The 12189-nt window shown below is 67.5% G+C and carries 12 protein-coding genes and 1 tRNA gene; 3 read left to right on the top strand and 10 right to left on the bottom strand.

Annotation, left to right across the window (positions count from 1 at the left end; genetic code table 11):
- Nucleotides 1–28: 28 nt before the first annotated feature.
- Together ACJH6I_RS09305 and ACJH6I_RS09300 are read right to left on the bottom strand one after the other, a co-directional pair.
- A complete protein-coding gene (locus tag ACJH6I_RS09305; RefSeq protein ID WP_212807421.1) occupies nt 29–1795 on the bottom strand; it encodes a DUF3556 domain-containing protein in 1767 nt (588 codons plus the stop codon).
- 27 nt (nt 1796–1822) lie between these two features.
- The gene (locus ACJH6I_RS09300; RefSeq protein ID WP_212807422.1) at nt 1823–3283 is read right to left on the bottom strand and encodes a class I adenylate-forming enzyme family protein; all 1461 of its coding nucleotides are present in this window, start codon (nt 3281–3283) and stop codon (nt 1823–1825) included.
- A gap of 105 nt (nt 3284–3388) precedes the next feature.
- Between ACJH6I_RS09300 and ACJH6I_RS09295 the strand changes: the two genes are divergently transcribed.
- On the top strand, nt 3389–4654 hold the full coding sequence (locus ACJH6I_RS09295) for a helix-turn-helix domain-containing protein (RefSeq protein ID WP_318983930.1): 1266 nt from the start codon (nt 3389–3391) through the stop codon (nt 4652–4654).
- Nucleotides 4655–4881: 227 nt separating this feature from the next.
- Complete coding sequence (locus tag ACJH6I_RS09290; protein WP_346415886.1) at nt 4882–5607, top strand: hypothetical protein; 726 nt, start codon at nt 4882–4884, stop codon at nt 5605–5607.
- A gap of 126 nt (nt 5608–5733) precedes the next feature.
- On the opposite strand, the gene ACJH6I_RS09285 is transcribed toward ACJH6I_RS09290, so the two are convergent.
- From ACJH6I_RS09285 to ACJH6I_RS09275, 3 genes are all read right to left on the bottom strand, one after another.
- A tRNA-Ser gene (locus ACJH6I_RS09285) sits at nt 5734–5824 on the bottom strand.
- Between the two features lie 296 nt (nt 5825–6120).
- Nucleotides 6121–6579: a nucleoside deaminase gene (locus ACJH6I_RS09280; protein ID WP_293012475.1), complete on the bottom strand. Its 459-nt coding sequence runs from the start codon at nt 6577–6579 to the stop codon at nt 6121–6123.
- A gap of 20 nt (nt 6580–6599) precedes the next feature.
- Entirely contained in the window at nt 6600–7118 is a 519-nt protein-coding gene (locus ACJH6I_RS09275; RefSeq protein ID WP_318983932.1) for a tRNA adenosine deaminase-associated protein, read from the bottom strand.
- Between the two features lie 94 nt (nt 7119–7212).
- Here ACJH6I_RS09275 and ACJH6I_RS09270 point away from each other — a divergent pair, with 94 nt between their 5' ends.
- Nucleotides 7213–8157 (top strand): prephenate dehydrogenase, encoded by a 945-nt coding sequence (locus ACJH6I_RS09270; RefSeq protein ID WP_318984278.1) that lies wholly within the window; start codon nt 7213–7215, stop codon nt 8155–8157.
- Here the strand turns inward: ACJH6I_RS09270 and ACJH6I_RS09265 are convergent.
- Genes ACJH6I_RS09265 through ACJH6I_RS09245 form a run of 5 tightly spaced genes read right to left on the bottom strand, consistent with a single transcriptional unit; the run spans nt 8120 to nt 12089 of the window.
- Complete coding sequence (locus ACJH6I_RS09265) at nt 8120–8722, bottom strand: putative glycolipid-binding domain-containing protein (protein ID WP_212807425.1); 603 nt, start codon at nt 8720–8722, stop codon at nt 8120–8122. The two genes, ACJH6I_RS09270 and ACJH6I_RS09265, sit on opposite strands and share 38 nt — an antisense overlap.
- Before the next feature lie 4 nt (nt 8723–8726).
- Nucleotides 8727–9428: an ABC transporter permease gene (locus ACJH6I_RS09260; protein ID WP_406783999.1), complete on the bottom strand. Its 702-nt coding sequence runs from the start codon at nt 9426–9428 to the stop codon at nt 8727–8729.
- Complete coding sequence (locus tag ACJH6I_RS09255; RefSeq protein ID WP_318983934.1) at nt 9425–10069, bottom strand: ABC transporter permease; 645 nt, start codon at nt 10067–10069, stop codon at nt 9425–9427. Before ACJH6I_RS09255 ends, ACJH6I_RS09260 begins: the two co-directional genes overlap by 4 nt.
- A complete protein-coding gene (locus tag ACJH6I_RS09250; protein WP_318983935.1) occupies nt 10066–11163 on the bottom strand; it encodes an ABC transporter ATP-binding protein in 1098 nt (365 codons plus the stop codon). The genes ACJH6I_RS09255 and ACJH6I_RS09250 overlap by 4 nt, the downstream gene beginning before the upstream one ends.
- Nucleotides 11160–12089 carry an ABC transporter substrate-binding protein gene (locus tag ACJH6I_RS09245; RefSeq protein WP_318983936.1) on the bottom strand — a complete coding sequence of 310 codons (930 nt, stop codon included), beginning with the start codon at nt 12087–12089 and terminating at the stop codon, nt 11160–11162. Before ACJH6I_RS09245 ends, ACJH6I_RS09250 begins: the two co-directional genes overlap by 4 nt.
- Between the last annotated feature and the right edge of the window lie 100 nt (nt 12090–12189).

The following is a 12189-nucleotide window of genomic DNA, read 5'->3' as shown; positions in this document are numbered from 1 at the left end:
TCCGCCTTCGCTACCCGCTGGCCCCTCATCACTGCAGGACTCCCGCCCGCTGCCACGTGACGTTGAGCGGGATCGGGCCGTTGGGCAGCCACGGCTGCTCGTCGACCAGGTCCTTCACATTCCACGTGCCGCGCTCGATGACGCCCAGTGCCGCGTCGATCACCTTGTACTCCTGCGTCATCTTGTGGATAGGCTGCGACTCCACCCAGGCAATGACGAACTCGCCCGGCTCGAACTGCGCCTCTGACTGGATAGCCCGGATCAGGTCTTCATTGTGCAGGTGCCCGTCACCGAAGTTGAAGCCGATGATGGTGTTGCAGGACATCTCGCCTTCGCGCACGGTGCGGGTGTCGATGTCGGGCAGGCATTTCAGCAGCACAGAGTACAAACCGCGGCCCTGGCTGTGCATGGCCCGCCACGCCGTCACCTGCTGGGTGAACACTTCGGCGGTCAGCGGGTCCCATCCGAAGGCGACGTACTGGTCGGCCGAGTTGGGCGACGACCGGGTGACGCGGTTGAGCTTCTGCTCGGCACCGGGTGTGAAGGTCCACACCGCCGACGCCCAGTTGCCGGCGTACTGGCGCATGGCCGGCAGGAACGACACGAGGTCGGGGCGCAGGTTACCCAGGATCGGGAAGAACGACAGCGCCGCGGCGAGCACGATGGCCAGCCAGCCCGGGTTCATGTCCCACACCGCGTAGCCGTCCCCGTTGGGGAAGCCCAGGAACAGGAAGATGGTGGCGTACGCGAACAGCACGTTCCATTCCACCGGTACCGCCAGCGGGAACGTCGAGATGATGAACAGGTGGAAGCTGACCATGATGGCGGCGGCCGCGATGGACAGCCACGGCCACGGCGAGAACAGAAGTGCCAGCGGCGCAGCGATTTCCACGATGCTGCCCGGCCCGTGCGCCATGAAGGTGGCCAGGTGCGACGGCCGCAGGTCCTCGGGGAAGTTGCGGTAGTGGGCCCGCTTGAGCCACTTGAACGGGATGGCGGGGCTGTTGCTCACCATCGGCGGAATGACGTTGGTGAAGTGCAGGCCGAATTTCGAGACCCCGGCCCAGATCCAGACGGTGCCGATCAGCAGCTTGCCGGCGATGATCATGTTGACGAACGGCAGCGTGGCGAAGAAGATCAGCGCCGGCAGGTACTGCTCGCCACGGCCGGCGAGGAAGATCGTCTTGTCCCGCAGGCCGATCAGCACGAACAGGATGATCGGTGCAATGAACAGCGCTGGGTTGACCAGTCCGGAGGTGTTGTCGGGCAACGCTTTCGACAGCGATTCACTGGGCACGCCGGGCAGCACCAAGGCGATGAGCACGGTGGCCATCAGGGCGACGTACACGACGATGTCGAACCAGGTTCGCCGGTCGCCGTTCGTGAACGGCACCGCCTTCCACGGCCGCAGCCGAATGGTGTTGGGCTTGGCCCAGAATCGGAACCCGCCCGTCATCGGCTTGGTCTTGCCGGCCAGCGGTCCCCAGGAGCCGGCGAATCCGACGAGTTCCAGCAGGACCGTCCACAGGATCACCTTCTGGTACACGATCGGCTGGTCCCACCACTGCGAGACGTGCCAGAACGCCGGCAGGTGTGATGTCGCGGTCGCGATCGTGACACCACCGATGGCGTAGAAGACCGTGAGTTTGAGGATGTAGAGGACGTGGATCATGCGCGGTGCGCCGTACCCTTCGTCCACCCACTTGAGGCACATGATGCGGAGCCGCTCCTGCAGCGGCATGCGGAGAAACTCTTCCAGGTCGACCTTGGGCAAGGTCGGTTCGATGAATCCCATGAGGTGAGCTCCTTTGCTGGTATCAGGCTAGATTCGCGGATCGGCGGCGGTGAGGGTTTTGCGCAGGGACGGCTTGTCGATCTTGCCGACGGGGTTCTTCGGCAGCGTCTCCAGGACCGTGATATCCACGGGCAGTTTGTATTTCGACAGTGACGCCTGCAGGTGCGCGGTGATGTTGTCGACGTCGAGTTCGGCCCCCGGATGCGCGGAGACGAACAGTACGGGCTCTTCGCCGTAGAGCCCGCTTGCGCGTCCGACCACCGCGGCCTCGGCGACGCCGGCGACCTGGTGTACGACGGTCTCGATCTCTTTGGGGTAGATGTTCTCGCCGCCGCGGATGATCATGTCCTTGGCCCTGTCGACCAGGACCAAGTACCCGTCCTCGTCGAACCGGCCGACGTCGCCGGTGTGCAGCCAGCCATCCTTGAGGGTCTTCTCGGTCTCCTCGGGACGGTTCAGGTAGCCGCGCATCACGTTGGGTCCCTTGATCACCACCTCGCCGAGTTCCCCCTGGGGCACTTCGGCGCCGGCGAGGTCGACGATGCGAATCTCCTGACCCGGCAACGGAATTCCGACGGTGCCGACCTTGCGGGGCCCGTTCAGCGGGTTGCCGGTGCTGGCGCACGATCCCTCGGACAGTCCGTAGCCCTCGATCAGTGGGATGCCGTAACGCTTTTCGAAACCCTCCAGCAGTTCGATGCTGGCCGGCGCGGCGCCACACACGGCGAACCGCACCGCGGAGGTGTCGGGCTGCACCTCGGGCGGCAGGCCCAGCAGCATGGTGTAAATGGTTGGCACCGCGGAGAAGTAGGTGGCGCGGCTGGATTCCAGTCGGGCGAAGAAGGTCGCCGGGTTGAACCGGCCGGCGATGGTGGTGCGACCACCCGCGAGCAGCGGCGACAGCACGCTGACGACGATGCCGTTCACGTGGAACAGCGGCAGGATGAGCAGGCTGTGGTCGGCGTCGGTCAGCTCGAAGCCCTCGATCACCATGGCGCACATGGCATTCAGGTTGGCGTTGTCGAGCATGACGCCCTTGGGCCGTCCGGTCGTGCCGCTGGTGTAGATCAGCAGGGCCAGGTCATCGTCGTTGCCGGCCACGGGATCGGCGGTGCGGGGCTCGCCATCCATGTCGTCGACGTGCAGCACGGTGACGTCGGAGTCGACGTCACGGTCGACGACGAGCACGGCCGCGCCGGCGTCGGTCACCTGGTAGGCGACTTCGGCGGGTACCAGGGTCGGGCTGATGGGCGTCGCGACGGCGCCGAGCCGCCAGGTGGCGAACAGCGCGACGACGAAGGCCGCGCGGTTCGGGAGCATGATGCCGACGACGTCGCCGGTGCGCACACCGCGCTGATGCAGCGCCCCGGCGGCGCGCTGAACGGCATCGAGAAATGCGGCGTTGTCGAGGTCGGTCTGGTCGTCCGCGACGGCCGGCGCGTGGGGCGCCGCGGCAGCGCGACGGTCGGGCAGGGTGGCGAGGTTCATGTCATAAAAGTAGGAGTTTGTGGTGTGCACCACTCCGTCGTGCGCCGATCAACTTTGTCGGCCGATTTGTACGCTCGACACAAACTCTGGCTCTACAGTCGGCACATGGATCCGGCGGTCAGCGAGGCCAACACCACGATCATGACCCGCCTCATCGCGCGCCAGGCCGAGGTCGCGCGCTCCGTCGGGCACCGTCTGGCCAGCGATATCACCGAACTGCGCGGCGACCCCGAGATCATCGAACTGCTCCGCGCCAGTGTCGGCGGCAATGTCGAGACCATCTTCCACGCGCTGCGCTACGACATATCTCTGGAAAACATCGAAGCGCCCACCGCTGCCCTCGAGTACGCGCGCCGGCTCGCGCAGCGCGGGGTACCGATGAACGCCCTCACGCGTGCCTACCGCATCGGCCACGCGCTCGTGCTCGACGTCGCGGCCGAGGAGATCAACCGCGCCGGGTTCGCGCCCCAGACCTGCCTGGCCATCTACGAGCGCATGACGTCGGTGACGTTCCGCTACATCGACTGGATTTCACAGCAGGTCGTCACGGTCTACGAGGACGAGCGCGACCGCTGGCTCGCCAACCGCAACAGCACACAGGCGCTGCGGGTGCGGGAAGTGTTGTCCGGCAACGACTCCGACCCCGAAGCCGTCACGGCCGCGATCCGCTATCCGATGCGCCGCCATCATCTGGCCGTGGTGCTGTGGTGGCCCGCGGGTAGTGGCCAGGTCACCGGGCACGACGACGCGCTGGCCAGACTCGAACAGTTCCTGCGCGCGGCCGCCGATCATGTCGGCACCCAGGGAAGTCCGCTGTTCCTGGCCGCCGATCAGCGGACCGGCTGGGGCTGGCTGCCGTTGTCGGGCGCCACCGCGGACGGCGCGTCCGCACAGCTGCGACAGTTCACGGACTCCCAGCCGAGCGCCCCTGCCGTCGCCGTCGGCACCCCGCTGCCGGGCGTCGACGGCTTCCGCCGGTCGCACCGGCAGGCCCTGCGCGCGCACAGTGTCGCGGTGACGGCGGACCTGACGGGTGTCACCGCGGCCGATGACCCGGGCTTTGCCGCGGCCGCGCTGCTGGGCGAGAACCAGGATGACGCACGGGAGTTCGTCCACACGGTCCTCGGGCCACTGGCCGGGACCGGTGCCAATGACGCCCGGCTGCGGGAGACCTTGCAGGTGTTCCTGCGACACGGCGGTAGCTACACAGCCGCGGCCGACGAGTTGGTGGTGCATTTCAACACCGTCAAGTACCGCGTCGGGCGGGCGCTGGAACGGCGGGGACGGCCGCTCGGCGACGACCGGCTGGACGTCGAGATGGCGTTGCTGCTGTGCCACTGGTACGAGGCCGCGGTTTTGCTCGACGACTAGCGGGCCGCCCGCCAGCAAGACCGGCGCCAGCGTCAACTGCCAGCATATTCACAGCACGAGTGATCAAATCGAGACTGACAGCAAATCATGGCGTGTTAACCAGCTGGTTCACTGCTGTAACGGATGCGCCGTGGCCGGCGATACCAGGGTAGTGGTCGGAGGAACCGAGTACGACCCAGTAGGTTCACCTGGCCACACGCGAGAGAACCATGATTGGAGTATCACTAATGCGCAACTCAGGACGTTTGATCGGATTTGCTGCGGCATCGGCCCTGGCGCTGGTCCCGCTCGCCGTCGCGGCCCCGGCTTGGGCCGACGACGAGGTTTCCGGTGAAACCGGCGCCGCGGTCGCTACCCCGATCGGCAACGGCAACGCCGGTGGCGGCGCCGGCTTCGGCGTGGAGAACCCCTTCTGGCACCCCTTCGATGCCTCCAGCAACGCGGGCGGCGGCGCCGGTGTGAACACGCCGCTCGGCGGCGGTGAGTTCAACACCGCCACGGGCACCGACGCCGGCTTCGGTGGTGCGGGCTTCGACACCAACACCGGCGCGGCGATCAACACCCCGCTCGGCGGCAGCAACTTCAACACCGGTGCGTCCACCGACTTCAACGTGCCCAACCCGGCTGACTTCATCCCGAACTTCGGCGGCGGCGCCAACGCCGGCGGCGGCGCGGGTGTGAACACGCCGTTCGGTGGCAGCGGCTTCAACGCCGGCGCCGCCAACGAGTTCGCCGCGCCTGCCCCGGCCGACTTCATCCCGACGTTCGGTGGCGGTACCGGCGGCGGCGCGGCCGTCAACACCCCGGTCGGCGGCAGCGGCTTCAACACCGGCACCTCCGGTGAGATCGGCCCCGACGGCGTCCAGGCCGGCACCAACTCCGGCGCGGGCGTCGCGACCCCGGTCGGCGGCTCCAACGTCAACGGCGGCTCGGCCTTCACCTTCGGCCGCTAGTTCCTGATCACATAGGCCAGGCACCCGAGATGGGTGCCTGGCCTTTGTGTTTCCGGGATCTCAGCGGGCGGGCTCCTGCTGGTCGCAAAAAAGCCCCTCACCTGCGGTGACAGGTGAGGGGCTCTATGGCGGTGGCGGAGGGATTTGAACCCTCGGTGGGGGGTTACCCCACACACGCTTTCGAGGCGTGCTCCTTAGGCCGCTCGGACACGCCACCGTGTGGCAGCTTACCGAACCCGGGCCCCAGTCCCTAATCGCTGGTCGCGTGACGCCGAAACGAGGCTTGCGTCCGTGACCTGAGCTCTAGTTGGGGTGCCTTTGGGACTACCCGCACGGGCCTCGGGCCAGAAAGTCCGTAGCTTCATTCACTGGACGCTCGAAGCCGCTTTGACTGAAACCAGGTACCGTTTCCCGCCGCGAGAGGTCCCTCAGTTCAATCACAACAGGTCGATCGCCCCTTCGACTGAACTCACGCACTTTCAGCCGGAACTCGCTAATGCGACAGCAAGGAAATCAGCGCTGCCGGGCGAAGAACCCCTCCATGAGCGCCGCGCACTCGGCCTCCAGGACCCCGCCGCGTACCTCGGGCCGGTGCGTCAGCCGGCGGTCGCGGACCACGTCCCACAGCGAGCCGACGGCGCCGGTCTTGGGTTCCCACGCCCCGAACACCACGCGGGCCACCCGGGACATCACCAGCGCGCCGGCGCACATGGTGCACGGCTCGACGGTGACGGCCAGCGTCGCACCTTCCAGCCGCCAGCCGTCGCCGTGCACCGCGGCAGCCGCGCGCAGCGCCAGGATTTCCGCGTGCGCGGTCGGGTCACCCAGGGATTCGCGGGCATTGGCGGCCCGAGCCAGCTCCACCCCGTCGGCCGAAAAGACCACCGCTCCGATCGGCACGTCGTCGGCACCGGCGAGTTCGGCGGCCTCCAGCGCCAGCCGGATCAGCCGTTCGTCGGCGGAGCCGACAATCGGGCCACAGTTAGTGGAGCTCACCGCCCCAGCTTGTCCAATACCGCCACGAGTTCATCGTTGAAGCCCATTTCCTGGGCGATGCGGCTGAGTTGTTCGTCGGCGTACTCGTCGTCGGCGAGGATCACGCCGAGCACCGCCTCGGGCAGGCCCAGGTCGGACAGCAGCCCGAGATCACCTTCCTCGAAGGGGTCGTCTTCCTCGAGTTCTTCCAGGCTCAGGTCGGCGTCGAGCTTCTCCAGCACGTCGGCCGCGATGTCATAGTCCAGCGCCGCGGTGGCATCCGACAGCAACAGCCGGGCCCCAGAGGGCGCAGGACGGACGATGACGAAGAACTCGTCGTCGACGTTCAGGAGGCCGAAAACCGCCCCGGCGGAACGCAGTTCACGAAGTTCGGTCTCGGCGGCGGCCAGGTCCACCAGCGCCGCACGCTTCAGCGGGACGCAACGCCATGCGCCGTCCTCCCGGACGACCGCGACCCCGAAACCGTCGGGGAGATCGGCAACCTGCTGCTGTGCCTGCGCGCGCTGTACTCCCATGCGGATAACGCTAGTCCGCACTCTGCCACTTGACCAGCGGTCCCGTATGTACCCCACCGTGGCCGTGTGCAAACCTTGGAAGGTGACAACTCCGGTGTGTGTGCTCGGTATGGGACTCATCGGCGGTTCGCTGATGAGGGCCGGGCAGGCCGCGGGCCGCGAGGTGTTCGGATACAACCGCTCGATCGACGCGGTCCGGGCGGCGACGGCCGACGGCTTCGACGCGACCGAGGACCTCGGCGCGGCGCTGAAGCGCGCTGCGGCGAGCGATGCGCTCATCGTCCTGGCGGTGCCGGTCCCCGCGCTGCCGATCATGCTCGAGCGCATTCGCGACACTGCCCCGGATTGCCCGCTCACCGACGTGGTGAGCGTCAAAGGCAATGTGCTGCAACAGGTTCAGGAGTACGGCCTGCTCGACCGCTTCGTCGGCGGACACCCGATGGCCGGCACCGCGCATTCCGGCTGGGCGGCGGGCACCCGCGATCTGTTCGCCGGGGCACCATGGGTGGTGAGCGTGGACGACCACGTCGACCCGCAGGTGTGGGCCCAGGTGATGCATCTGGCGCTGGACTGCCGCGCGGTGATCGTGCCCGCGCGCTCCGACGAACACGACGCCGCGGCCGCCGCGATCTCGCATCTGCCGCACCTGCTGGCCGAGGCCCTCGCCGCGACTGCGGGTGAGGTTCCGCTGGCATTCGCCCTCGCCGCGGGTTCGTTCCGGGACGGCACCCGGGTTGCCGCCACCGCACCCGACCTGGTCCGGGCCATGTGCGAGGCCAACGCCACGGAGCTGACGACAATGCTCGACCGGGCGATGGAGCTGCTCAGCCAGGCCCGTTCGTCACTGGTCGAGGCACAGTCGGTGGCCGAGCTCGTGGAGAGCGGCCACGCCGCGCGGGTCCGTTACGACAGCTTCCGGCGCCCGCAGATCCTCGCGACGACCATCGGAGAAGAGGGCTGGCGCGAAGAACTGGCCGCGTTGGGCCGCGCCGGCGGCGTGATCAGATCCGCTCTGCCAGTCCGGGGTAGCCGAGGATGAAGCCGTCGTCGTCGACGGTGATCGAGGTGTCCGCGACGGGCGAGTCCAGCTTGATCGGCTTGCCCGGGCCGGCACTGGTGTAGCCGATGGTGACGGCTTCCACCGTCAGATCCGGCACCCGGACGTAGACGACGGGCAGCGACACCGACGCGGTGCGGTTGTGCAGGCCGGTACGCCGGATGGGCAGCGCGTTGAAGAACGGGCTGAAGACGACGTCGACGTCCAGGGCACCGTTGTAGGCGGCGCGCCGGGCCTGGTTCTGGTGGTCCTGCACCAGCCACATGTTCTCTTCGTCACGCGCGATGGACAGCTGCCGTTCACGCTGCGCGAGGGTGACGGTGAGAGACAGCCGTTTGGTTGCGCCGCTCTCGTCGGTGACCAGGTCATACGACGCGCTGAATGCGGGATGAATCTCGGTGGCAGCGGCCACGATCCGGCCGTAGGCCTTGATCCTGTTGCCGGACAACTGGACCCGGACCGACTCCATGCGCGACACATCCTGCGCGCGCCAGGTCAGAATCGCGGGCCAGGCGGGTTCGGTGACATCGGACTGGTCTGCGCTCACCCGTCTACCGTAGGCGACGGAAGCCCGCCTTCGTAGTCACGATCGAAACTCCGGACGGACCGGGCCGCGACGCCCGCACAGCCAGCGCCAAGGCGGCGTCCAGAGCCAGCGCGAGCGCCGCCACGAGCAGGGCGCCGACGAGCGCGAGGTAGAACTGGCGCACTTTGATGCCGTCGATCAGGAACCGGCCCAGCCCGCCCAGGCTGGCGTACGCGGCGACGGTCGCGGTGGCGACCACCTGAAGGGTCGCGGTCCGCAGGCCGCCGACGATCAGCGGCATGGCGTTGGGTACCTCGGCGCGCAGCAGCACCTGGCGCTCGGTCATGCCCATGGCACGGGCTGCGTCGACGACCACCGGATCGACGTTGGCGATGCCGGCATATGTCCCGGCCAGCAGCGGCGGAATGCCCAGCAGCATCAGCGCGACGGTCGGCGGCACCAGTCCCAGTCCCCACAGCAGGACGCCGAGCAGCAGGACGCCGAGGGTGGGCAGGGCGCGCAGGGCGTTGACGCCGCCGACCACCAGGGCCGTGCCGCGACCGGTGTGGCCGACGTACATGCCCACGGGGACGGCGACGAGCGCACTGCACAGCACCGCGATGCCGGTGTACTCCAGGTGCTCCAGCAGCCGCATGCCGAGGCCCGCCGGGCCGGTCCAGTTGGCGGCGGTGAAGATGTAGGCGAGGGCCTGGTGCAGGAAGTTCATGCCGGCGCCTTCGCCCGGGTCCACGGGGTGGCCAGGCGGCCCGCGCTCAGGATGACGAGGTCGACGACCACCGCCAGCACGAAGATGGCGATGATGCCGGCGATGATCTGGTCGCTCTTGTCGGCCTGATACCCCTCGGTGAACCAGGTGCCCAGCCCGCCGATGCCGATCACCGAACCGACCGACACCATCGAGATGTTCGTGACGGCGACCACGCGCATCCCAGCGGTGAGGACCGGAATCGCCAGCGGGAGTTCGACTCTCAAGAACCGGGTACGCGGCCGGTAGCCCATGGCGGTGGCCGCTTCCCGGGTGTCGGCGGGCACGGCATCGAGTGCCTCGGGCACCGTCCGCATCAGCAGTGCGACGGTGTAGAGCGTCAGCGCGACCAGGACATTGGCCTCGTCGAGAATCCGGGTCGGGATGATCAGCGGCAGTACCACGAACAGCGCCAGCGACGGGATGGTGAAGACGATGCTCGCGGTGATGGTGCTGAATCGGCGCAGCCGCGGCCGCGGGCGCACATAGGCGCCCAGCGGCACGGCGATCAGCACGCCGATGAGCAACGGCAACAGAGCCAGCCGCAGGTGGATCTGCGTGAGCAGCCACGCCCCTTCCAGGTGGGTCAGCAGGTATTTCACTGCTCGCCCTTGCGGCTCTTGATGATTGCCAGCACATCGTCGAGGCCCACACCGCCGATCACGTGACCCCGCTCATCGACCGCCACGCCCAGCCCGGACGGGGACGACAACGCCGAATCCAGGGCCAGCCGTAGGGTGCCGTCGGGCCGGAACAGTGAACCGCCGGCGATGGTGCTGTCGTACAAGGACTTTCCGTGCCGGTGCAGACCGACGCCGTCGGCATTGATCCAGGCGTAGGGGGTGCCGTCGGCGTTGACGACCAGGGCCCATTGGCCGTCGGTCAGATCCAGCGCGTCGACCGCCGGTTCGGCGACGGTGCGGATGTCGCGGAGCCGCAGTCCGTCGGTGTCACGGAATTGGAGGCCGCGGTAGCCGCGGTCGGCGCCGACGAAGCCCGCGACGAACTCGTTGGCGGGGTTGGACAGCAGGCGTTGCGGTGCGTCGTACTGCTGCAGGGTGCCGCCGGGTCCGAACACCGCGACGCGGTCGCCCAGTTTGACGGCCTCATCGATGTCGTGCGTGACGAAGACGATGGTCTTGCGCAGATCGCTTTGCAGCCGCAGGATTTCGGTCTGCAGATCTTCGCGGACGACGGGGTCCACGGCGCTGAACGGTTCGTCCATCAGCAGGATCGGCGGGTCGGCAGCCAGCGCCCTTGCCACTCCGACCCGCTGCTGCTGCCCGCCCGACAACTGAGCCGGGTAGCGGTCGGCGAGCTTGACGTCGAGCCCGACGCGCTCCAGCACGCCCAGCGCCTTTTTCCTTGCACTGCGGCGTGATTCGCCTTTGAGGACCGGCACGGTGGCGACGTTGTCCACCACTTTGAGGTGCGGCATGAGGCCGGCGCTCTGCAGCACGTAGCCGATACCGAGGCGCAGCCGCACCGGGTCGACGGTGGCGACGTTGGCACCGTCGACGGTCAGGGTTCCGGAGGTGGGGTCGATCATCCGGTTGATCATTCGCATGGAGGTGGTCTTGCCGCACCCGGACGGCCCGACGAACACCGACAGTGTCCCCTCGGCGATCTCGAGGCTCAGTTCGTCGACGGCGACCGCGCTGCCGTAGCTCTTGGTGACCTTGTCGAAGGTGATCATCGGCTCACCGGCTTGTCGAATCCATTGTCCTGGACCCATTTTCTGGCGGCCTGGTCGGCGTCGACGCCGCTGTTTCCGGAGACCGCGGTGTTCATGTCAATCAGTGCCTTCGTGGTGAGTTTCGCACTGACGCCGTCGAGCACCGTCTTGAGCAGATCGGACTTCTTCTGCGACGCCACCAGCGGCACCACGTTGGCGGCCAGGAAGTTGTGCTTCGGATCCTCGAGCACCACCAGGTTGTTCTGCACGATGGCCGGCGAGGTGCTGAAAATATCTGCCGCGGTGACGGTCCCGTCGACGAGCGCCCGCACGGTGGCCGGTCCCCCGCCGTCGCTGATGGCGATGAAGTTGGACGGTGCGATGTCGAGGCCGTACTTGGCTTTCAATCCCGGCAGGCCCTCGGTCCGCTGCAGAAACTCCGATGGGGCACCGAATTTCACCTGGGCCGAGTGCTGAGCCAGGTCACCGATGGTCTTGAGATTCCATTTCTTCGCGGTCTCCGCGGACACCGCGACCGTGTCGGTGTCCTCGGCCGGCGAGGGAGTCAGGATCGACAGGTCGCCCGGAAGCGCTCGCGCGAGCGCCAATTCGACGTCACCGGCGGCGGTGGCCTTGGTCTTCGGGTCGAAGTACTGCAGGAGATTGCCGGTGTATTCGGGGATCAGGTCGATCGAATGGTCCTTCACCGCAGGGACGTACGTCTCTCGGCTGCCGATGCCGAACTGACGGCCGACGGTAAAGCCGTTGGCCGCCAATGCCTGCGCATAGATCTCGGCGATGATCTTCGACTCGGGGAAGTCGGCGGACCCCACCACGATCGACTTGAGATCACCCGAGATGCTGCCCCCACCGAGGGGATTCGCACTGCCGCAGCCCGCCAACAGGACAGCGAGCAGCAGTCCCAGAGCGGTCAGAATTCGCGCCACCCGAACATCCTTCCGGCGTCGTGCACTCAGGCCGACCCTAGCGTTATTCGAAAATTGGTGTCGGAGTTCCCGGCATCCGGCCCGCAGAACCGTCAAGATG

It is taken from the genome of Mycobacterium sp. SMC-13 (genome assembly GCF_045311035.1).
In the GTDB taxonomy this organism is placed as follows: Bacteria; Actinomycetota; Actinomycetes; order Mycobacteriales; family Mycobacteriaceae; genus Mycobacterium.
This window is presented reverse-complemented; position numbering and strand designations above follow the sequence as displayed.

Bases quoted from the DNA above. Each gene is read 5' to 3' on its own strand.
- ACJH6I_RS09300 (WP_212807422.1), bottom strand. From the start codon at position 3,283: ATGAACCTCGCCACCCTGCCCGACCGTCGCGCTGCCGCGGCGCCCCAC.
- ACJH6I_RS09290 (WP_346415886.1), top strand. From the start codon at position 4,882: ATGCGCAACTCAGGACGTTTGATCGGATTTGCTGCGGCATCGGCCCTG.
- ACJH6I_RS09250 (WP_318983935.1), bottom strand. From the start codon at position 11,163: ATGATCACCTTCGACAAGGTCACCAAGAGCTACGGCAGCGCGGTCGCC.
- ACJH6I_RS09295 (WP_318983930.1), top strand. From the start codon at position 3,389: ATGGATCCGGCGGTCAGCGAGGCCAACACCACGATCATGACCCGCCTC.
- ACJH6I_RS09260 (WP_406783999.1), bottom strand. From the start codon at position 9,428: ATGAACTTCCTGCACCAGGCCCTCGCCTACATCTTCACCGCCGCCAAC.
- ACJH6I_RS09275 (WP_318983932.1), bottom strand. From the start codon at position 7,118: ATGGGAGTACAGCGCGCGCAGGCACAGCAGCAGGTTGCCGATCTCCCC.
- ACJH6I_RS09305 (WP_212807421.1), bottom strand. From the start codon at position 1,795: ATGGGATTCATCGAACCGACCTTGCCCAAGGTCGACCTGGAAGAGTTT.